This is a genomic window from Hoyosella subflava DQS3-9A1, assembly GCF_000214175.1.
Taxonomy (GTDB): Bacteria; Actinomycetota; Actinomycetes; order Mycobacteriales; family Mycobacteriaceae; genus Hoyosella; species Hoyosella subflava.
Genome location: NC_015564.1, coordinates 1,384,620 through 1,406,070, shown reverse-complemented (window position 1 = coordinate 1,406,070; position 21,451 = coordinate 1,384,620). Strand labels below are relative to the sequence as shown.

Annotated in this window: 14 protein-coding genes; 5 read left to right on the top strand and 9 right to left on the bottom strand. The window is 61.1% G+C overall.

Features of this window, described 5'->3' with window-relative positions; translation table 11 throughout:
- Positions 1 to 19: 19 nt before the first annotated feature.
- Positions 20 to 301, top strand: coding sequence for a hypothetical protein (locus AS9A_RS24315; RefSeq protein WP_192808168.1), 282 nt, complete (start codon positions 20 to 22; stop codon positions 299 to 301).
- A gap of 66 nt (positions 302 to 367) precedes the next feature.
- On the opposite strand, the gene AS9A_RS06530 is transcribed toward AS9A_RS24315, so the two are convergent.
- From AS9A_RS06530 to AS9A_RS06520, 3 genes are all read right to left on the bottom strand, one after another.
- On the bottom strand, positions 368 to 1,651 hold the full coding sequence (locus AS9A_RS06530; RefSeq protein ID WP_148262411.1) for an erythromycin esterase family protein: 1,284 nt from the start codon (positions 1,649 to 1,651) through the stop codon (positions 368 to 370).
- 303 nt (positions 1,652 to 1,954) lie between these two features.
- A complete protein-coding gene (locus AS9A_RS06525; RefSeq protein ID WP_013806148.1) occupies positions 1,955 to 2,908 on the bottom strand; it encodes a collagen-like domain-containing protein in 954 nt (317 codons plus the stop codon).
- A gap of 242 nt (positions 2,909 to 3,150) precedes the next feature.
- Positions 3,151 to 3,774 carry a TetR/AcrR family transcriptional regulator gene (locus AS9A_RS06520; protein WP_013806147.1) on the bottom strand — a complete coding sequence of 208 codons (624 nt, stop codon included), beginning with the start codon at positions 3,772 to 3,774 and terminating at the stop codon, positions 3,151 to 3,153.
- Positions 3,775 to 3,872: 98 nt separating this feature from the next.
- Between AS9A_RS06520 and AS9A_RS06515 the strand changes: the two genes are divergently transcribed.
- Together AS9A_RS06515 and AS9A_RS06510 are read left to right on the top strand one after the other, a co-directional pair.
- A complete protein-coding gene (locus AS9A_RS06515; RefSeq protein ID WP_013806146.1) occupies positions 3,873 to 4,847 on the top strand; it encodes a nitrilase-related carbon-nitrogen hydrolase in 975 nt (324 codons plus the stop codon).
- Positions 4,844 to 5,875: an agmatine deiminase family protein gene (locus tag AS9A_RS06510; protein ID WP_013806145.1), complete on the top strand. Its 1,032-nt coding sequence runs from the start codon at positions 4,844 to 4,846 to the stop codon at positions 5,873 to 5,875. The genes AS9A_RS06515 and AS9A_RS06510 overlap by 4 nt, the downstream gene beginning before the upstream one ends.
- Positions 5,876 to 5,939: 64 nt before the next feature.
- On the opposite strand, the gene glgB is transcribed toward AS9A_RS06510, so the two are convergent.
- From glgB to glgC, 6 genes are read right to left on the bottom strand one after another with little or no spacing between them, the layout of a single operon-like run.
- Positions 5,940 to 8,144 (bottom strand): 1,4-alpha-glucan branching protein GlgB, encoded by a 2,205-nt coding sequence (gene glgB, locus AS9A_RS06505; RefSeq protein WP_013806144.1) that lies wholly within the window; start codon positions 8,142 to 8,144, stop codon positions 5,940 to 5,942.
- Positions 8,141 to 10,153: an alpha-1,4-glucan--maltose-1-phosphate maltosyltransferase gene (locus tag AS9A_RS06500; protein WP_013806143.1), complete on the bottom strand. Its 2,013-nt coding sequence runs from the start codon at positions 10,151 to 10,153 to the stop codon at positions 8,141 to 8,143. The genes glgB and AS9A_RS06500 overlap by 4 nt, the downstream gene beginning before the upstream one ends.
- A complete protein-coding gene (gene glgA, locus AS9A_RS06495; RefSeq protein WP_013806142.1) occupies positions 10,150 to 11,316 on the bottom strand; it encodes a glycogen synthase in 1,167 nt (388 codons plus the stop codon). Before glgA ends, AS9A_RS06500 begins: the two co-directional genes overlap by 4 nt.
- A 6-nt stretch (positions 11,317 to 11,322) precedes the next feature.
- Positions 11,323 to 13,749, bottom strand: coding sequence for an alpha-glucan family phosphorylase (gene glgP / locus AS9A_RS06490; protein ID WP_085930636.1), 2,427 nt, complete (start codon positions 13,747 to 13,749; stop codon positions 11,323 to 11,325).
- Positions 13,750 to 13,779: 30 nt separating this feature from the next.
- A complete protein-coding gene (gene pgm, locus AS9A_RS06485) occupies positions 13,780 to 15,435 on the bottom strand; it encodes a phosphoglucomutase (alpha-D-glucose-1,6-bisphosphate-dependent) (RefSeq protein ID WP_013806140.1) in 1,656 nt (551 codons plus the stop codon).
- A 26-nt stretch (positions 15,436 to 15,461) separates the two neighbouring features.
- The gene (gene glgC, locus AS9A_RS06480) at positions 15,462 to 16,706 is read right to left on the bottom strand and encodes a glucose-1-phosphate adenylyltransferase (protein WP_013806139.1); all 1,245 of its coding nucleotides are present in this window, start codon (positions 16,704 to 16,706) and stop codon (positions 15,462 to 15,464) included.
- Positions 16,707 to 16,973: 267 nt separating this feature from the next.
- On the opposite strand from glgC, the gene glgX reads away from it, so the two are divergent.
- Both glgX and treY read left to right on the top strand, forming a co-directional pair.
- Positions 16,974 to 19,088 (top strand): glycogen debranching protein GlgX, encoded by a 2,115-nt coding sequence (gene glgX, locus AS9A_RS06475; protein WP_013806138.1) that lies wholly within the window; start codon positions 16,974 to 16,976, stop codon positions 19,086 to 19,088.
- Positions 19,085 to 21,412: a malto-oligosyltrehalose synthase gene (gene treY, locus AS9A_RS06470; protein ID WP_013806137.1), complete on the top strand. Its 2,328-nt coding sequence runs from the start codon at positions 19,085 to 19,087 to the stop codon at positions 21,410 to 21,412. The genes glgX and treY overlap by 4 nt, the downstream gene beginning before the upstream one ends.
- Positions 21,413 to 21,451 lie beyond the last annotated feature (39 nt).

Here is a 21,451-nt window from a genome sequence, read left to right as displayed (position 1 = left end):
CAGTGTCTCGCTGTCGTCGATGGCGAGACACTCACGAATCCCGAGCATCGTCAGCAAGGAGTTGCAGTCATTCGCGCTCTCACTATGCGAGGCAACGACTCGCTGCGCCTGCGCATACGTGTCCCGGTCGAGCTTTCCGATTATCGATGACTCACACTCGTTCTTCAGCCAGCTGATTGTCATTGATCAGCGCTTCTTCAGAGCGGCAGTAGGCTCAGCCGGACCGTCAGACCCCGACTTGGCACGCTTCACCGCACGTTTTTCCTTAAGCGATTTGCCAGATTTCTTCGTCATCGTCTGACGAGGGGATTTGTCGGACATGAACCGTCCTTCGATTGGGAACCTGAATAGTCCCGGCGAGACCAGCTTACCCGGAATTTCCGGCATCCGGCGCATCTGCCAGTTCTTTGATGAAGATGACCCCATCGGTTTTATGCAGGTAAGCGGGGTCGAGCGCAAAGTAGCTGTAGTTCTTCGACGTCTCAGTTCGCAGTACGGGTCTCTGCCCATCCACCTCGGGAAGGGCGGCCTGGAGCTTCTCGGAGTTGATGATGCATCGGCCCTCCGGAAGATTCGCGGCAAGTAGCCCTTCCAGGGTGTCCTCGGGAGCCCTGTGCACGCCCTGGTGCGGTGCAGCTCCGAACGCTGAGGCCACGAAAGCGTAGTGGTCACCGAGCTGAACATCAGCGATCGCGCCCGCGCTCCACCACTCCAGGTCTTGCCCGTTGAAGCGCCAGCGGCTCTTGTATTTCTGCAAGTGCCTGTTGTGAGCAAAAACGAGCGCCGGACCGCGCCGCGACTCGTGCTCGACAATCGCATTGAGGTTGCTCGCCATCAGCTCGTCCCTCAAACCGAGAAGACGGGCAACGCGCGCCGCAGACGAATCCGCGACCGCCGCGTGGTAGCGCAGCAGCCCGACCGCTGTGCGGCCATAGAGTCGCGCTCGCCACCACTCATCGGCTGACAGTGTCGCAGCCAGGTGCGGAGATTCCGAATACAACAGCGCAACGAGATCATCGGTGATCAGCCGGAGCGTCCGCGCGTCCGGTGAGGTTCCCACGGAAAGCGAAGAATCAAGCGCTGCTGCAGGATTGGTCCATCGATCATCCTCGCCGATAGTCAGGTCCAATTCTTCATGTGAGCATGGAAGCAATGCGGAGTCCACGTGGTCAGCCAATAGGTGGTAGAGCCCGCTTAGTACTAGCCTCGGACTGTCTCCGCCCGTCATCTCAACGGGGGCATCAAATCCAAAGAACCGCAGACGGTCCCGCAATGGACGATCGCGGTTATACTCGCGCATCCACTGGACGAGTGCCCGATTTGCCGGGGAATCACCAAAGCCGTGGCTGAAACCGTGCTCCATCGCCTCATCCAGTGACCCGGTTCCATGCACAACGTAACTGTCCGTCAGAAGCCCTGCAAGACAATCACTCTCAAGGGCAACTGAACGATACCCCTCATGCTCCACGAGGTGCTGAAACAACTGATTCCGGAGGCGAGGCAGGCCTTCCTCCTCGTGCATACATTCCCCGAAACCGAGCAATCTCGGTCTAGTCGGCAGCGAATCGAGGAACCTGCTGAAGGTAGCAATGGTCCCGTCGTCGTCCGTAAGTCCCCAGCAGCCGTCCTGCAAGAAGGTTCGAGACGTCATGTCGCGCTCTTGGCTGTAGCCACCTTGAGTTTGAACCTCCGTTGACTTTGACTTCCAATTTCCGCAAGTAGGTACTCGGCAATGCTCGACTACTACTGCTGGGTACGCTGGTGAAAACGCTGCAACCTGAGCACAGGATGCTCGTTGCCGGCATCGGCGCGGCCAAATCCGTTGCGAGAACGCAATTAATGGCCGAACCACTTCACCCCAGGAACATTCCAATGAAACGGACTCTGGCAACCAATGAAGACCCGAGGCAGGTTGAGATCAATTCATAGCATCTGGTTGTCTCCATAGTGCAGCCTACGGCTGGGTCGCAGTGACGTGGACCTGCACTCCGCTCCCAACGGGGGCCCACCCACCTAGCACGTTGACCGAGAGAACCGTCAGGCCGAATGTCTCCCACACCCGTAGGACCGCTTGGGTCGCAGTCACCGATTCGGCCACCACGACGTACCGCGTGGTGCCCACGGCAGTGCCCTGCACTACAGGAGGCGTAGCCATCGCAGGATAGTTGAGCGTCACCCGTCCATCGGACCCCGTAGTGAGCACGGCGGCTTCTACGACAGCATCGTCACCCTGTGGACCCGTCGGCCCCGTCTCACCGGTAGCACCCGTGGCACCGGTAGCACCTGCTGGTCCGGTCTCACCCTGAACACCCTGCTCACCCTGCGGACCCGTCGGCCCCATGTCACCGGTAACACCCGTGGCACCGGTAGCACCTGCTGGTCCGGTCTCACCCTGAACACCCTGCTCACCCTGCGGACCCGTCGGCCCCGTCGCACCGGTAGCACCCGCAGCGCCGGTAGCACCCGCGGGTCCGGTCTCACCCTGAACACCCTGCTCACCCTGCGGACCCGTCGGCCCCGTCTCACCGGCCGGACCAGTCTCACCGGCCGGGCCAGTCGGGCCAGTCGGGCCAGTCGGGCCCACACATCCGCCACAGGACGAGCCATGCGGGCCCAATGAACCGAGTGCGGCAAGGGAGCCCAGGCCGCCGACCAATGAACCTGGTGACCCGGAAGAGCCGTGCGACCCGGAAGAGCCATGTGAGCCAGACGAGCCGTGTGAGCCAGACGAGCCGTGTGAACTGCCATCGATAGTGGAACTGCTCAGCGCGGGAACGATCGAGTCACCATGTGCAGTTGCAGCCGTGTTTCCTTCGCTGCTCGTCAGGTGTGCGCTCATGCCTGTGAAGCCGGTTACGGCAACCGCGCAGGCAGCGACAAGCACCGAGTTACGTGCGAAGCGTTTCATTGTGACTCCAAAGGTGTTCGTTGCGCAGCAGAATCGTCGGCAGATGAAGCGCCGCAGCATCTCTCTACGAGTGGGCTTTGTCTCTTCCGCTGCCGGTTGCGACCAATGCCACCATCTCGGGTGAAGTATCGGGCAGTTAGTTACTAACTGTTAGTTGCCTGTGACTGCATCGTTGTCGCACGGCGAAGACCAGCAGCGGAGGGACCGCCTGCGCATTGCCACGCGTGTTATCCGGAAAGCCGTTACTCCGCTGTCTGTTTGGACAACACAACCAGCCCTTCGACGAGCGCGCGCACGCCAAGTTCGAATGCCGCATCGGCCCGTGATTTCAGCGGTGTCGCGGCTGCGATCGCGCTTCGCATAGCCGCGTTCGCGTTGTCGGGTGTCGCCCACACTTCCTTCGGCGCGGCAACGTCGAGCGCAGAGCCGAGCACGAAACTGTCGACAGCAGTGATCGCGTGCAGCACATCCGCTGACGAAAACCCCGCGCTGACAAATGCGTCTGCCAATGCGTTATACATGTTGAACGCCACTTCCGTCTGAACGGTGTGGGCGGTGAAAAGCGGAATGAGGCGCGGATGCTGAGCGTAGCTGCGCCGATACTCCCGGGCGAGCCCGATCACGACGTCACTCCATGTATGCGATTGCGCCTTAACCCCTTCCACGTCAACGCTTGACATCATTCTGGCGCGTAGGAGTTCGATGATCTCGCCGCGTCCGCTTATGTGGTTGTAGAGGGACGAGGGCCGAACCTTTAGGCGTGCAGCTATCCCCGGCATGGTGAAGTCGCCACTGTCATCGACCATGCGCAGCGCCTCGTCGGCGATCCAGTCGGGGGTGAGCAACCGACGGGGCGGACGGCCCATTTTTACTCCTCAGAAAACTGACCCTTGACTGCGGTGATGTGATTCACCATACTTAACGAATCACATTCGTTTTACTTCGACCCGCTCCGAGGACCCCGATGCGCACCATCACAGCTTTGACGCCCCCGCACTCTCCCGCTCGCGTGGAACCCGCTGACCGGCAACCGCTCCGAGTCGGGGTAGTTCAACACCAATGGCACGACAACCCGATCACTCTCCGCAACGAGCTCCGCGACGGAATTGCCCTCGCTGCCAGCCACGGCGCACGGGTCGTGTTCCTGCCGGAGCTGACGCTCAGCCGCTACCCGGCTTTCGTGCCGGGAGGCGCGAACCCGGCCGCGAACGCCGAAGACCTGCTGACGGGGCCGACTTACCAGTTCGCGGCTCAGGCCGCCATGGACAACAACGTTCTCGTCCATGCCTCCCTCTACGAACGTAACGACGGCGAGAACGGCTTCGAGTTCAACGACGGTTTGGGGTTCAATACCGCGATACTCGTGGCACCGACTGGTGAGCTTGTCGGCCGCACCCGCAAGCTCCACATTCCCATCACCACGGGCTATTACGAGGACACGTATTTCCGGGGCGGCCCTCAGAGCGCTGATGCGTGGACCGTACATACTGCACCCGAGATCGACGGTGCACGGATCGCTATGCCGACCTGCTGGGATGAATGGTTCCCCGAGGTGGCCCGCATCTATTCACTGCGCGGCGCGGAGATTATTGTCTATCCCACCGCGATCGGCTCTGAACCAGATCACCCGGACTTCGACACTCAACCTCTGTGGCAGCAAGTGATTGTCGCGAATGGTATCGCTAACGGGACCTTCATGGTCGCCCCCAACCGGCACGGCGACGAAGGCGTTATTAAGTTCTACGGCTCGTCCTTCATCTCCGACCCGTACGGCCGGATCCTAGTGCAGGCACCTCGTGACGAGTCCGCGGTTCTCGTGGCCGACCTCGACCTCGCACAGCGCAAAGACTGGCTGACACTCTTTCCCTTCCTTCAGACACGCCGCCCTGACACGTACGCACAGCTCGTCGCGCCAATCGAAGCGAGTGTTCCGTCATGACCAGCAACTGGTGGATGCCTGCTGAGCGTGCACCGCACGAGCGCACATGGATGGCCTTCCCCTGTCGGGGCTACTCCCTTGGCGACACTGCCGAACAGCAGCATGCGGCACGTAGCGCGTGGGCCGCCGTGGCCAACACCATCGTCGACTTTGAGCCGGTCACCGTCGTAGCAGCGCCCGATGAGGCTGAATACGCGCGCCGCTACCTTTCGAGCGCCATCGACATTCTTGAGGCCCCACTCAATGACGCGTGGATGCGGGACATCGGTCCCACCTTCGTTGTTGACGACGACGGTGGCGTCGGTGCGGTGAACTGGATTTTCAACGGGTGGGGCGCACAGGACTGGGCTCAATGGGACCTGGACGAAAGGATCGCTGCTTTCGTTGCTGACCACCTGGCGGTGCCACGAATCGATTCACCGCTCGTCAACGAAGGCGGCGGCATACAGGTCGATGGTGAGGGCACGGTCCTGGTCACCGAAACCGTCCAGCTCGATCAGGACCGCAACCCAGGCTGGACGAAAGCAGACGTGGAAACTGAACTCGCCCGGACGATCGGCGCGAAGAAAGTGATCTGGCTGCCGCGCGGTCTCACCCGAGACTCGGAAAAATTCGGGACGCGGGGTCACGTCGACATCGTTGCGGCGATTCCCGCTCCCGGAGTGGTGCTGGTACACCAGCAGCAAGATTCTGGGCACCCGGATCACGCAGTCAGCCGCGAGATCATCAACCTGCTCATGGAGTCCACCGACGCGGCCGGACGCACGTTTGAGGTCATACCTGTACCTGCCCCGAAGGTCCTCGAAGACGAGGAGGGTTGGGTGGACTACAGCTACCTCAACCACTACGTCGCCAATGGTGCCGTCATCGCGTGCAATTTCGCTGATCCGCACGATCAGCAGGCCGCTGAAATCCTGGCGAGCACCTATCCGGGCCGCGAAATCGTCACCGTCGACGCACGCCCGATCTTCGCCCGCGGCGGCGGCATTCACTGCATAACGCAGAACCAGCCGGCAACGTCGCGTTAGATACGTGCAGCCGCGGTAGTAATAACTACCGCGGCTGCCCACAACTATCGCTCCAGCGCTAACTCTAGGCGGGCATGAGCCAGAGCACCCCTAGCGGAGGCACCTGGACCACCGCTGAGGCAGGCAACCCGTTCCAGGGCTCACCGGTCGCCTCCACAGATCCCATGTTGCCCACACCTGATCCGCCATAGTCGGTCGAGTCGGTGTTCACTGCTTCACGCCACGTTCCCGTGGCCGGAAGTCCGACGCGGACGTCGTTATGCGGAATTCCCGAGAAGTTCGCGATACACACGAGTGGCCGGTTCTCGGGATTCACCGGGTCCATGCGAACGAAGCTGAGGATGCTGCGCGTGGAATCGTCGGCGTCGATCCAGCGAAAGCCCTCCGCGGTGTTGTCCCCCGCGTACAGCGCGCGTGCTGATCGATAAGTGCGGTTCAAATGCGCGACACAGCTCTTGATCCCTGCGTGCAAAGGGTCCTCGAGCAGGTGCCAGTCGATTGATCCCTCATGTGACCATTCGCGCTGCTGGCCTAGCTCCCCACCCATGAAGAGCAACTGCTTCCCTGGATGGGCCCACATGTATGCGAGCAGAGCGCGCAGCCCAGCAGCCTTCTTCCAGTGGTCACCTGGCATCCTCGTAAAGAGCGAACCTTTGCCATGAACGACCTCGTCGTGGGATAGCGGCAGTATGAAGTTCTCGCTCCACGCATACACCAACGAAAACGTCAGATCATTGTGGTGGTAGGTGCGATGTATCGGATCGCGCCCTATGTAGGCGAGCGTGTCGTTCATCCAGCCCATATTCCATTTGAATCCGAATCCGAGGCCATCCGAGTTAGTGGGCTGTGTGACACCAGGCCATGATGTCGACTCCTCGGCAATCATCATCACGCCAGGATGGTGCTTGTACACCGTTGCGTTGAGTTCTTGAATGAACCGCATCGCGTCGAGGTTTTCGCGGCCACCACGCTCATTCGGGATCCACTCGCCTTCCTTGCGCGAGTAGTCGAGGTAGAGCATCGACGCGACAGCGTCGACGCGCAGTCCATCGATATGGAATTCGCTGAACCAGTACAGCGCATTGGCAACCAGGAAGTTGCGCACTTCGGGCCGGCCGAAGTCGAAAACATACGTGCCCCAGTCGGGCTGTTCGCCTTTTCGGGGATCGGGGTGCTCGTATAGCGCGCTGCCGTCGAACCGAGCGAGCGCCCAGGTATCACGAGGGAAATGCGCTGGAACCCAGTCCAGGATGACACCAATGCCCTGATTGTGCAGGGTGTCAACGAAATACCGCAGGTCGTCCGGAGAACCGAAGCGTGACGTCGGGGCATAGTATGACGTGACCTGGTATCCCCATGAGCCACCAAATGGATGCTCGGCGAGGGGCAGAAACTCGACGTGGGTGAAGCCCATTTCGGTGACGTAGTCGGCGAGTTCCTTCGCGGCTTCGCGGTAGCCGAGACCTGGCCTCCAGGAACCCAGATGCACCTCATAGATGCTGACCGGTGTGTTCACGGGGCTCACGGAATCGCGCTGTGCAAACCACGTGGAATCAGTCCACGTGTAGTCCGATTCGTAGATCACCGACGCAGTCGCGGGTGGGTGCTCAGCGCACACCGCCATAGGGTCGGCTTTCTCGTGCCATCCACCGTCAGCGCCGTGGAGCCGGAACTTGTATTTCGTTCCGGCGCCGATGCCCGGGATGAACAGCTCCCAGATCCCGGAGCTGCCCAGCGAGCGCATCGAATGCTCAACACCGGACCAGCCGTCGAAATCCCCGCAGACCCGTACGCCGCGTGCGTTAGGAGCCCACACCGAGAATGCGACGCCCGCGACCTCACCCGATGGCGTGTCGTAGCTAATTGGCCGCGCGCCGAGCACGTCCCAAAGGCGTTCATGGCGGCCCTCACCGACTAGGTGCAAATCGAGCTCCCCAAGTGTGGGGAGCCAGCGGTAAGGATCATCGAGTACGGACGTGCGGCCGTGGTAGGTGACCTCGAGCTTATAGTCCCCGACTGTCTCGCCGGCGAAGCCGCTGAACAAGCCCTCATCGCCGCGTGAAAGTGGATACTTCTGACCGTCGCTTATCACCGTTACGGCTGCGGCCTCTGGCCGGTACACGCGAACTACAGCGCGTCCCGATTCGTGCGGGTGCGCGCCCAGCATCCCATGAGGGTTGCTGTGGGCGCCCACTGCGAGCGCGTGGATCTCCTCTGCTGCCGGCCAATGGCCGGCCTCTGAGTGACGTTCGGATATCGACGACATCATCCGTCCTTCCTTGCCGGGTACACCATGCGCTGCGGTCGCGGCCAGTCAATGCGAACGATGTGACACACCGAGCGCTCAGGCGTAAGGATGACTGTGTTGTGACTGCCCCAGTCCCACGTTTGACCGCTGACTTCATCGTGAGCGCTCAGCCGCGCATCGGGCGCGAAACCCAGCGCGGGCAGGTCGAGGTATAAGGTGCCGTACTGAGTGCCGAAAGGGTCCAGGTTCACGATGACCACGACCGTGTCTCCGGTTTCAGGATCTTGCTTTGAGTACGCGATCAGTGCGTCATTGTCAGTGTGGTGAAACCTGAGTGTGCGCAGCTGCTGCAGCGACGGATGTCGTCGACGGATGGAATTCAGTCGTAACAACCACGGTTCTAGCGAGTCACCCGTGTGCAGTGGTGTCGTGAAGTCACGCGGCCGCAGCTCATACTTCTCCGAGTTCAGATACTCTTCACTGCCGTCGCGCACGGCCTCATGCTCGTACAGTTCGTAGCCCGAGTACACACCCCAGGTCGGCGCTATCGTCGCAGCCAGGGCGGCACGCAGCGCGAACATTGCGCGCCCCCCGTACTGCAGGGACGCATGAAGGATGTCGGGGGTGTTGACGAACAGATTGGGCCGGCATTCGTCGGCATGGGCCACGAGTTCCTTGCCGAACTCGATCAGGTCGTGTTTAGACGTACGCCAGGTGAAGTACGTGTAGGACTGGGTAAACCCTAATCGTGCGAGTCCATACAGCCGCGCAGGCCGCGTGAACGCCTCAGACAGGAAGAGGACGTCATGGTGGTCCCGTTTTACCTCGCCGATCAGCCATTCCCAGAAGTTCGGCGGTTTGGTGTGGGGGTTGTCGACCCGGAAGATCTTCACCCCGTGACTCACCCAGTACAGAACGACACGCAGGATTTCCTCGTACAACGTTTCTGGGGCATTGTCGAAATTGACCGGATAGATGTCCTGATACTTCTTGGGTGGGTTCTCCGCGTAGGCGATCGTGCCGTCAGGCTGGGTTGTGAACCACTCGGGATGCGCGGCTACCCACGGATGGTCCGGCGCGCATTGCAGCGCGAAATCGAGAGCAACCTCCATCCCAAGTTCGCGTGTCCGCGCGACAAACGCTTCGAAGTCCTCCATCGTGCCCAGTTCGGGATGGATAGCATCGTGGCCACCCTCTGCCGCGCCTATCGCCCACGGTGACCCCACATCCTCCGGGCCAGGGTTCAGCGTGTTGTTCCGCCCTTTGCGGTTGATGCGCCCGATGGGGTGGATCGGCGGGAGGTAAACGACGTCGAATCCCATTCCGGCTACCCGGTCGAGTTGCGTCATCGCAGTGCGGAATGTGCCATGGACTGGTCGCCCATTCGCATCCAAGCCGCCCGTCGACCGGGGAAACAGCTCGTACCAGGAGCCGAAGAGCGCTTCGGCGCGGTCGACATGAAGATGGTGCGCTTCGCCCTCGGTAACGAGATCTCGAAGCGGGGCTTCCTCCACGATCTTCTGGACGGGGTAGGAAAGGGCTTCAGCAATGCGCTTCACTACCGGCAGTTCCGTGTTACGCAAGTCTCCGGCAGCAGCGCTCAGTATCCTGCGGTCCCCGTCCGACCGTGGAAGCTCGACCATACGGTCCAGCAGCCGCGCACCGCTCTCCAGGTCGTTCGCGAGTTCCTCGGCTCCTTGCCCCGCTGCGGCTTTGACCTCTACTGCGTGGCGCCATGTTGTCCATGGATCGCTCCACGCGTCCACACGGAACGTCCAAATGCCTTCGCTGTCCGGCGTGATTGCAGCTATGCAATCGTCAGGGTTCTCCGGCTCGGCAGTCATCCGCGTTAACCGAGCCGATGTGTCGTTGGGACCTTGCCACACAACCGTCGCGGCGACGGCGTCGTGACCTTCACGCCATACTCGTGCCTCGATCGGTATATGTTCGCCTACAACAGCTTTAGCGGGAAAGCGACCACAGTCGACAACTGGACGCACACCATCGATACCGAGTCTGCCGTACGTCATGCAATCACTCCTTTGAGCACCGATCGATAGACGTTCACCGTTTCGTGTGCGATGGATCCCCAATCGAAGGACCCCTCCGCGCGAGCACGGCCTGCCGCTCCCATCGCCCGTGCACGCTGGGGGTCCCGCAGGAGCGAGTTCACCGATTCCGCGAGACCGGATTCGAACGCAGTCGGGTCCTCCTCGTTGTAGTGCACCAGAATTCCGGTTTCCCCGTCAGCGACGACCTCCGGGATACCGCCAACGTCGGAGGCGACGACGGGCGTGCCGCACGCCATCGCCTCGAGATTGACGATACCGAGCGGTTCATACACGCTCGGACATACGAATACGTCCGCATGTGACAGCACTTCGAGCATCGCCTGGTGATTCAGCGTCTTGTCGATCCAGAAAACACCATCACGGGTACTGCTTAGCGAACTGACCCCCAGCCGTGTCTCCTCGGCGATGTCGGGCGTGTCCGGGGCACCCGCACACAACAGGATCTGCGCCTCGGGAGCGATCTCATGAGCGGCGGCGATGAGGTGGCGCAGGCCCTTCTGCCGTGTAATTCGACCGATGAACGCCACACTCGGCCGCGCTGGGTCGACACCGAACTCCTCAAGCGACTCGGTGGTGCTGACTGGGTGGAAACGCTCCGTATCGACACCGTTGTAGACGACGTGGACACGATTTGGATCGATCTCCGGATAACACTCGAGCACATCTTTTCGCATGCCGTCGCTCACCGCGATCACAGCGTCCGCGGATTCGTACACGGCCTTCTCCACCCACGAAGACAGCCGGTATCCACCACCGAGTTGCTCAGCTTTCCACGGCCGTCGCGGTTCGAGTGAATGCGCAGTGACGACATGCGGAATGCCATAGAGCAAGCTCGCTACGTGACCTGCGAAGTTGGCATACCAGGTGTGAGAATGCACCAGGTCGACGCCCTCAACGGCAGCGACGATCGACAAGTCGACCGACAGGGTCGACAGTGCCGGGTTCGCTGCCTCGAACCCCTCGGCTGGATGGTGCGCTACCGCACCGGGTCTAGGGGCGCCGAAGCAATGAACGTCCACTCCGACAAGTTCGCGCAAGCTGTCGACGAGAGAGCCAACGTGCACTCCCGCCCCGCCGTACACGAATGGGGGAAATTCGCGGGTAAGCAAGCCGATTCGCATCGCCTATCACTCCTTGAGAGGTCGCTGGCTGGTGTGCTCTGAGGGCTGAAATTCGTGGACTAAACCGAGCTCGTGCGGAGCGAGATGTGGATGCTTCGGGATGACGCGCGCGGTATAACCGAAGTGTCCGCCGCGCGGCACATCAACGACCGCTTCATACGTCTCCCAAGCGGTACCCCCGCCTCCAGACATCATCGGTGTGAAGATCGGATCGACGAGAGTGTCCCCCTGCGCAGTTCCCACGAAGAGTTCCACCTCGATATCGTCAGGAGTAAGTCCACCGCAGTCGACTTCAGCGCGGAAAGACACACAGCCCGTCTCCGGATCCGCGTTGACCTCAAGCGCCCCTGGGACTACCGACGGCCATTCATCCCGGGTGCGCGCCGTCCATTCAGCGAGTTCCCGTGCTGGGCTGAAGTTACTGGCCGAAATCTCAGCGGCCGACTGAGCTGCGGGCCGATAAAGCGAACTGAGATAGTCGGTGAGCATTCGGTCTGAAAGGACTTGTGGCCGCAAGGTACCCAGCACCGCGCGAATCTTGCGCAGCCATTGGGGGTGGTCATCGTAGAAAAGCGGCACGACCTTGGTTTCGAGCAGATCATAGAGTGCTGCCGCTTCCTGCTCGTCACGACTCAGTCCGCCAACGCCGTCGTGCCCCGATGGAATTGACCATCCGTATTCGGGGGCAAAGCATTCCGCCCACCAGCCGTCTCCAATGGAGAGATTGAGTCCTCCGTTCAGCGCGGACTTCATGCCTGAAGTTCCGCACGCTTCCAGCGGTCTCGTTGGCGTGTTGAGCCACACGTCGCAACCGCCCACCATCTCTCGCCCAAGCGCCATGTCGTAGTCAGGCACGAAAACAACACGGCGGCGCAATGCTGGGTCACTCGCGAAGTGGATGAACTCCTGGATCAGTCGTTTGCCGCCGTCATCGGCGGGGTGCGCTTTCCCGGCGACGATCAGCTGGACCGGCCGGTCGGGATCGAGCAGCAGCCGCCGCAGCCGCGCAGGATCACTCAGCATGAGGGTAAGCCGCTTGTAGGTGGGCACACGCCGCGCGAAACCGATCGTCAGCACATCCGGGTCGAGACAGTCCTCAACCCAGGCGGTCTCCGCGGCGAACTCGGAATCTGTTTGCGCCGAACGCATCCGGCCGCGGACCGCCTCGATGAGTTTCTCGCGAAGCGCCTTCCGGGCCGACATGACCTCTTCATCCGGAAGCCCGAGATCTGGTGCGTGTGGAGCCCAGCTGGGCCCGTGTACCCCGTTGGTGACGTGCCGTATCGGCACCTCTTCCGCCTCAAGCCCGGGCCACAGCGGAGCGAACATCGACCGGCTGAGCGCCCCGTGCAGTTTCGACACGCCATTGCACCGCTGCGCAAGGCGCAAACCCATATGAGCCATGTTGAAAACACCCGGATCGTCCTCAGCACCCAGGTCGAGGCACGCCTCAGTAGGCAACTTTGGAAGCGCGACTGACAGGTGGCCGCCAACAAGCCCGCGGTCAAAGCGGTCGATACCTGCCGGAACCGGAGTGTGAGTGGTGAACACGGTGCCCGCACGCACTGCCGCGAGCGCCTCAGAGAAGCCGAGGCCTTCGTCGGTCAGTTCAGCGATTCGCTCCAAACCGAGGAAGCCGGCGTGGCCCTCGTTGGTGTGGTAAACCACGGGCTCGGCGAGACCTTCCGCGTCGCAGTACGCACGTACCGCGCGCACACCGCCGATGCCAAGCAAGAGTTCCTGACGGAGTCGCGTCAGCGTGTCGCCTCCGTAGAGCTGGTTCGTGAGGTTCCGTTCAGCTTCTTCGTTCCGGTCATCACCGCTGTCGAGGAGGAGCAGCGGCACCCTGCCTACCTGAGCTACCCAGACGCGCGCATAAAGATCCGCTCCACCAGGCAATGCGAGATGAATGTGCGCACTGGCGAGTTCAAAGAACCCGGCGTCCTCGGGGACGAGTGTGGGGTACTGCTCGCACTGCCAGCCATCCGGAGTGAAGGACTGCGTGAAATATCCGGACCGATACAGCAGTCCGACACCGATGAGCGGTAAACGCATGTCGCTAGCCGTCTTGAGATGGTCACCGGCGAGGATCCCGAGGCCACCTGAGTACAACGGCAGCGTCTCGGTGATCCCGAACTCGGGCGAGAAGTATGCAACGGCGGGTGTGTTCTCTGCCGCCGGTCGCGCCAGGTAGGCCTGAAGGTCCTTGCGAGCAGCACGCATCCGTGCGAGAAACCTGCGGTTTGTGCTGAGGGCAGCTTTCCGGGCGCTTGACAGCTGCGAGAGGAACAGAAGCGGATTGTGTCCGGTCTGTTCCCACAGGGCGGCGTCCGCGAGTTCGAAAACCGCACGGGTGTCGGGGTGCCAGGACCAACGAAGGTTTTGTGCCAGTTCCCTGAGGGGTTCAAGCGTCTCAGGTAAACGCGTGGGCATGGCGAATTGGCCATATGCGTGCACAGGTCATCACTTTCCGCCGAGCGCCGCGGACACCACTGCCCGCGCCTCGGCCTGAATCTGAGATAAATGGTCGCGGTCTTTGAACGATTCCGCGTAAATCTTGTACACGTCTTCGGTGCCTGAGGGGCGCGCTGCAAACCAGCCCGAATCGGTGCACACTTTGAGCCCGCCAATTGGTTTTCCATTGCCGGGGGCTTCTGTGAGGATCGCTGTAATCGGCTCTCCTGCAAGTTCTGTGGCCGTCACCTGGTGGGGTGACAATTGTGCGAGCACATGCTTTTCTTCGCGCGTGGCCGGTGCGTCTGTTCGCTCGTAAACCGGCTCCCCGTGCTTCGCGGTGAGGTCGGTGTAGTGCTGGCTGGGCGTGCGGCCAGTTCCTGCCAGAATCTCAGCGGCCAGCAAGCAGAGCACGATGCCGTCTTTATCTGTCGTCCAGACTTTCCCGTCCTTGCGAAGGAACGAGGCGCCCGCGCTCTCTTCCCCACCGAAGAGGATTGACGAGTTCACAAGGCCAGGAACGAACCACTTGAAGCCGACAGGTACTTCGACGAGGGGACGGTCGAGATCAGCGACGACCCGATCGATCATTGATGACGAGACGACTGTTTTCCCGATGCCAGCTCCAGCGGGCCAGCTCGGCCGGTGCCGCACAAGGTAATCGATAGCGACCGCGAGAAAATGGTTTGGGTTCATCAGACCCGCATCGGGTGTGACGATGCCGTGCCGGTCGGCGTCGGGGTCATTGCCCGTCGCGAGGTCGTAGTTCGCACGCTGGTCGACGAGTGATGCCATCGCGTACGCCGACGAGCAGTCCATGCGGATCTTGCCGTCCCAGTCCAGCGTCATGAAACCCCAGGCTGGATCTACCTCTGGCTGCACCACTGTCAGCGAGATGCCGTGGCGCGCCGCAATTTCAGCCCAGTAGTCGACGCTCGCACCGCCGAGCGGGTCGGCACCGATCCGGATTCCGGAGTTTCTTATCTGGTCGAGATCGACAATCGCGGGAAGATCGCCAATGTAACTGCCGCGGTAGTCATAGGGCTGCGTGGTCTCTGCCTCGACGGCACGCTCATACGGAATGCGTTTTACTGAGCCGAGATCGGTGAGCAGCTCATTCGCTCTGTTCTCGATCCACCGCGTCGCGTCGGAGTCCGCTGGACCGCCGTGGGGCGGGTTGTACTTGTACCCACCATCACCTGGCGGATTGTGCGACGGTGTGATCACCACACCGTCTGCCTGGGCCGATTTGCCGTTGCCACCCCGCCCTGCGTTGTAGGTCAGAATCGCATGCGAGAGCGCGGGGGTGGGGGTGAAGCCGTCACGGTTGTCGACGAGCACGGTCACATCGTTAGCAGCAAACACCTCCAGCGCGGTCTGCGCAGCAGGATCGGACAGGGCGTGCGTGTCGCGCCCCAAGAAGAGGGGGCCAGCGACGCCTTCGCCTGCGCGATACTCGCACAGTGCCTGGCTGACGGCGAGGATGTGCGCCTCATTGAAGGAGGTACTAGTGCTGGATCCGCGGTGCCCCGACGTTCCGAAGGCAACGCGCTGACCCGGTTCCGCCGGATCGGGTTTATTCTCAAAATATGCGCTGATCAGCGCTTCTACATCGATGAGGTCCTCGGTGCGTGCGCGTTCGCCCGCTCTCGGATGGATCGGCATGGCATGTCTCCCTTGCACAGTCCGTTTCAGAGCACTGAATCAGTCGGCTGCTGTTTCGCGACAACAACCACGCCACCTTTGCTCACGGTGTAGATGGCACTGTCTTCCTCGAGATCAACACCGATCGTTGCGCCAGGCGGAACTACAACGTTTTTGTCGAGAATCGCATTGCGCACCACTGCGCCCGCGCCAATCACGACATTGTTGAACAGCACTGAACCATCGACTTCCGCGCCTGGACCAATTCTGACATCCGGCGACACAAGCGACCTGTTCACACGCGCGCCCGCCAGGATCGCACCTGGCGCGAGGATCGTATTCTGCAGTTCAGGCGTATGACCGTGGGACGAAACCACTTTCGCGGGAGGACGTGGAGACTGGTGGCTCAGGATCGGCCAGCGATAGTTGTACAGGTTGAAACCCGGATTGTCGGCAACGACGTCCATGCTCGCTGCGTAGTACGAGTCGATCGTCCCCACGTCACGCCAGTAGCCGCGATCTTGGTCGGTGCTGCCGGGCACGTAGTTCGTTGCGAAGTCGTACACATAGGCGCTGCCCGAACTGACGAATGCCGGGATGATGTCCCCGCCCATATCGTGGCTCGAACCGATGTTTGTCGCGTCACGCTTAACTGCGTCAACGAGCGCTTCGGTGGTGAACACATAGTTGCCCATCGAGGCGTAGACCTGGTTGGGCGCGTCCGGCAAGCCAATCGCATCGGAAGGCTTCTCACGGAACGCAGCGATCTTCTCGCCAGCCTGATCGGTTTCAATCACACCGAATTGGCTTGCTTCTTCAATCGGGACTCTGATCGCGGCCACAGTTGCAGCGGCACCCGACTCAACGTGCTCGGCGAGCATGTCGCGAGGATCGATTCGGTAGATATGGTCAGCGCCGAATACGGCCACATATTTTGGCCGCTCGTCGTAGATCAGGTTCAACGACTGATAGATCGCATCGGCGGAGCCCGCGAACCAGCGCGGCCCCGTCCGCTGTTGCGCTGGGACAGGCGCGACGAAGTCCCCCAGCATCGAAGGTAACCGCCAGGTCAGGGAGACATGCCTGTCAAGGCTGTGAGATTTGTATTGGGTGAGAACAACGATCTTCCTGATGCCTGCATTCACCAGATTAGAAAGGGCAAAGTCGATCAAACGGTACGTTCCACCGAACGGAACAGCGGGTTTAGCCCGGTCGGCCGTCAGCGGCATCAGCCGCTTCCCTTCCCCACCTGCTAAAACAATGGCCAGTACGTCGCCGGTATCAATCAGCATTAGGTGCCTCCTCCCAGACCGGCACTGACACTTGTGGTGTTAATGCCCATCGTGGGTGTTGTTTAAATTGTGGTACTCGTCACAATCTAACACCACAAGATGGGGCCGTCAGACCACCGCCTTATTGCCCGAATTACTCGGCTACAACCACATACACTCGGGCACCTTCGGGCGTGCCGGTGGACGTGGATTCACCACAGCGCGCGTCAGTAGTGCCACCCATCACTCGGGCGTAACAGAACACGGGCAAACGTCTACTGTTTAGATATGGCTTCGAAACCCGTATGGCCGGGCTCGTCCTACCCGCTCGGCGCGTCCTACGACGGCGCCGGTACTAACTTTTCCCTATTTTCGGAGATCGCGGAAGCGGTCGACCTTTGCCTGATAGCGAAAGACGGCACTGAGGAACGCATTCGACTCGAAGAAGTCGACGGCCACGTCTGGCACTGTTACGCGCCGTCCATCAATCCCGGGCAGCGCTACGGTTACCGCGTACACGGACCGTTTGATCTCCCGGCGGGACATCGGTGCGACCCAGCAAAGCTTCTCCTCGACCCGTACGGCAAGGCCTTCACGGGGGAATTCGATGGACATCTGTCGCTGCTGTCAGAGCGCGGATACGGCCTCGACTCGCTCGGCCACACTATGACGTCCGTCGTCGTCAACCCGTACTTCGACTGGGCGAACGATCGGCCACCTAAGCGGCCCTATCACGAGACAGTGATCTATGAGGCGCACGTCAAAGGCATGACCGCTACCCACCCGGACGTTCCCGACGATCTGCGAGGCACCTATGCCGGCCTCGCCCATCCCGTCATCATTGATCACCTCACCCGCCTCGGTGTGACTGCGATCGAACTCATGCCGGTTCATCAGTTCCTGCAAGATCAAGTTCTGCGTGACCAGGGCCTGCGCAACTATTGGGGATACAACACCTTCGGATTTTTCGCACCCCACCACGAATATGCCGCAGGCTCGAAACCTGGCGCTGGCGTCGCAGAGTTCAAAACGATGGTGAAAGCGTTCCACGAGGCAGGCATCGAAGTCATCCTCGATGTGGTGTACAACCACACCGCAGAAGGCAACCATCTAGGCCCAGCGATCAACTTCCGCGGCATCGACAACGCCGCCTACTACCGGCTGCTCGACGATGATCGTCGCTACTACAAGGACTACACGGGCACCGGGAACAGCCTCAATGTCCGCAACCCTCACACGCTGCAATTGATCATGGACTCACTGCGCTACTGGGTTCTGGACATGCACGTTGACGGGTTCCGGTTCGATCTTGCCGCGACGCTCGCGCGAGAACTGCACGACGTCGACCGCCTTAGCGCATTTTTCGATCTTGTGCAGCAAGATCCCGTTGTCAGCCAGGTGAAACTCATCGCCGAACCGTGGGATATCGGCGAAGGCGGCTACCAGGTCGGCAACTTCCCCGGCCTATGGTCCGAGTGGAACGGCAAGTATCGCGATACTGTCCGGGATTACTGGCGCGGTGAACCCGCCACACTCGGGGAGTTCGCGTCGCGCCTCACCGGATCCTCAGACCTTTACGAGACCACTGGCCGCCGCCCCCACGCGAGCATCAACTTCATCACTGCGCACGACGGCTTCACACTGAACGACCTCGTCTCCTACAACGAGAAGCACAACGACGCCAACGGCGAGAACAATCAGGATGGGGAGAGCCACAACCGCTCATGGAACTGCGGGACCGAAGGCCCCACCGACGATCCCGAGATCCTCGCTCTGCGCGCACGTCAACGGCGAAATCTGCTGACAACACTGCTCCTCAGCCAGGGTGTTCCCATGCTGCTCCACGGCGACGAAATGGGTCGCACCCAGCGGGGAAACAACAACGTCTATTGCCAGGATTCAGAACTGGCGTGGATGGAGTGGTCACTCGCCGACGAAAACCGGGACCTCGTGGAGTTCACCGCGCAAATCATCGCCTTGCGCAAAGCCCATCCAGTGTTCCGGCGGCGGCGGTTCTTCGAAGGACGTCCCATCCGGACCGGCGACCAAACCCGAGATATCGCGTGGCTCACACCCACCGGGGACGAAATGACCCTCGAGGACTGGGATAGCGGGTTCGGCAGGGGACTCGCTGTCTTCCTCAACGGAGAGGGTATCCACGAACCAGACCAGCGTGGTCACCGCATCGTCGACGATTCGTTCCTGCTGTGTTTCAACGCGCACCACGAGCCTATCGACTTCATCACTCCAGACGGCAAGTACGCAAAGGAATGGGAGGTTGTCGTTGATACAAACCTCGAATCCCCAGCCGATATAACCTCAATCGAACCAATCACGGCGGGAAAGCCGATCACTGTGGAAGCTCGTGCGATGGCGGTGCTGCGGAAAGCGAAAAGCTCGTGATCACGTCGACATACCGGCTACAGCTGCGCGCCGCGACCGCTCAGTCTGCGGGTTTCACATTTGACGACGCAGCCGGCCTGGTTCCGTACTTCCGTGAGCTCGGGGTGAGCCACCTTTATCTCTCACCGTTCCTCACTGCGGTGGATGGTTCCACCCATGGCTATGACGTCGTAGACCCCAGTTCGGTCGCCCGTGTCCTCGGCGGACGCGAGGGGCTGCAGAGCCTCGCTGATGAGGCGCACGCGGCGGGACTCGGACTCATCGGCGATATTGTCCCGAACCACATGGGGGTCGCTCAGCCGGCCAGCAATCGGTGGTGGTGGGATGTCCTCACGCACGGACGCGAGTCTCGATATGCGGACTACTTCGACATCGACTGGGGTTCGGATCCCGAAGGTCGGCTTAGGCTTCCAGTACTCGGAAACACCAGCGAACTCGAGCATCTTGAACTGGACGGCGACGTGCTCCGGGTCCATGGGGTCGAGTATCCGGTGGGCGCTGGGACACACGGCGGCACCGCGCGTGGGGTGCACGATCGGCAATTTTATCGCCTGATCGACTGGCGCGACGGCCCGAACTTCCGCCGCTTTCTCGGAATCAACGAACTGGCGGCTCTGCGACAGGAAGAGAAGCGCGTCTTCGAAGCCACACACCAACTTATTGGTGAGCTGACCGCGGAAGGCGTCCTCGACGGTGTACGGGTGGACCACATCGATGGCCTAGCACGGCCCGAACAATACATTCACTGGCTTCGCGATCTGCTCGGCGCGGACAAGCTACTTGTCGTGGAGAAAGTAATCGGCAGCAACGAAGAACTAGACCCGCAGCTGCCGGTTGACGGGACCACAGGGTACGAAACGCTGCGAGAGATCGGCGGTCTCTTCAACTACCCCGCCAGTGCCGGTGCCCTTCAGCAACTCGCGCAGGAATTCACTGGCAGCAGTTGGGATGCACCAACAATCGCCACTGCGACGCGCGACCTGAAGATCACCGCTACTTCTGGCCCGCTCGAACCTGAACTCAACCGGGTGAGCCGCGCTGTCAGCACCGCCGCTTCAGATATCAGCGCGACCACGGAAGCGATCGTCGAGACAATCGCCGAGCTACCTGTTTACCGCGCGGATTCCAGCGATCATTTCGCTCACCTAACGAGCGCCCTCAACACTGTTATTTCGCGCGGGACTGCGGTCGGCGCGGCTGCGCAGAAGCTTCAGGAGTCCCTCGACGATCCAGAGATACTCAGCCGTTTCAGTCAGCTCAGCGCGGGCGCGATGTCCATCGCGACAGAAGGCCCCCTCGCGTACCGGGCAGCTCGGCTCATCTCGCTCCTCGAGATGGGCGGAGACCCAAGCCGCATGGCAACGGCAAGCGATGAGTTTCATGCGTTTTTTGCGCGCATCGCCGAAACGTGGCCCCGCACGATGACGACTCTCTCAACGCACGACGCTAAGCGCGGCGAGGATGTGCGGGCCAGGATCAGTGTTCTCACTCAGTTCCCCGAACTGTTCGGGGAACTCGCACGCGCCTGCGACGCAGTTCAGCCTGCCCCTGACCGCGCCAGCGGCTACTTTCTGCTGCAGAACATCATCGGCGTATGGCCAGAAACGTGTCCCCCCTCCCCGGCCCTGCGCGATAGGCTCGCTGAATTCGCCGTCAAAGCAGTCCGTGAAGCGGGAATTCACTCGGCGTGGGGAGCACCGGATACGGGGTTCGAAGACTCGCTGATCAACTGGATTGGGGAAATCTGCGACGGCAGTTCCGCCGCGCTCATCAGTTCGTTTGTCGCACGGATCAGCCCGCACGCTCACGCCGTCTCGCTAGGGCAAAAACTGTTCCAGCTCGCTGGGCCTGGCATTCCAGACGTGTACCAGGGCACTGAAATGTGGGAGGACTCGCTCACCGACCCGGACAACCGCCGTTTCATCAGCTATCCCCGCTTTGACTTCGCGCTCCGCCAAGTCACGCGGGTGCCTCCCTCATCGAGCGAACCGGCACGGCTGACAAAACTACGACTGGTGCGGGAAACGCTGAGGCTTCGGCGCGAGCGGCCCAGCACGTTCATCGGCGGAGGATACGCACCGCTAGCGCCTGAACAGACATTCGTGGCGGGCTTCAGCCGGTCACCATCCGGACGGCCTCCAGAGGTCGTCGCGATCGCCGCTCGCTTTACCGCAGTTCGGTCGCAACAAGACTGGGAACACACAACGGTCAAACTTCCAGCTGGCACATGGACGGATCGGCTCACGGGAATCAGCCACGCTGGCACGGTCGACGCGCCCACCATCCTCGGTACCTACCCAGTCGCGTTGCTCACGCAGGCCTAGAACATCGCGTCGTGTGGTAGCGAAAACCGCGAATAGCGG

Coding starts and splice junctions, on each gene's coding strand:
- AS9A_RS24315 (WP_192808168.1), top strand. CDS start 20: ATGGCGAGACACTCACGAATCCCGAGCATCGTCAGCAAGGAGTTGCAG.
- AS9A_RS06530 (WP_148262411.1), bottom strand. CDS start 1,651: ATGACGTCTCGAACCTTCTTGCAGGACGGCTGCTGGGGACTTACGGAC.
- AS9A_RS06525 (WP_013806148.1), bottom strand. CDS start 2,908: ATGAAACGCTTCGCACGTAACTCGGTGCTTGTCGCTGCCTGCGCGGTT.
- AS9A_RS06520 (WP_013806147.1), bottom strand. CDS start 3,774: ATGGGCCGTCCGCCCCGTCGGTTGCTCACCCCCGACTGGATCGCCGAC.
- AS9A_RS06515 (WP_013806146.1), top strand. CDS start 3,873: ATGCGCACCATCACAGCTTTGACGCCCCCGCACTCTCCCGCTCGCGTG.
- AS9A_RS06510 (WP_013806145.1), top strand. CDS start 4,844: ATGACCAGCAACTGGTGGATGCCTGCTGAGCGTGCACCGCACGAGCGC.
- glgB (WP_013806144.1), bottom strand. CDS start 8,144: ATGATGTCGTCGATATCCGAACGTCACTCAGAGGCCGGCCATTGGCCG.
- AS9A_RS06500 (WP_013806143.1), bottom strand. CDS start 10,153: ATGACGTACGGCAGACTCGGTATCGATGGTGTGCGTCCAGTTGTCGAC.
- glgA (WP_013806142.1), bottom strand. CDS start 11,316: ATGCGAATCGGCTTGCTTACCCGCGAATTTCCCCCATTCGTGTACGGC.
- glgP (WP_085930636.1), bottom strand. CDS start 13,749: ATGCCCACGCGTTTACCTGAGACGCTTGAACCCCTCAGGGAACTGGCA.
- pgm (WP_013806140.1), bottom strand. CDS start 15,435: ATGCCGATCCATCCGAGAGCGGGCGAACGCGCACGCACCGAGGACCTC.
- glgC (WP_013806139.1), bottom strand. CDS start 16,706: ATGCTGATTGATACCGGCGACGTACTGGCCATTGTTTTAGCAGGTGGG.
- glgX (WP_013806138.1), top strand. CDS start 16,974: ATGGCTTCGAAACCCGTATGGCCGGGCTCGTCCTACCCGCTCGGCGCG.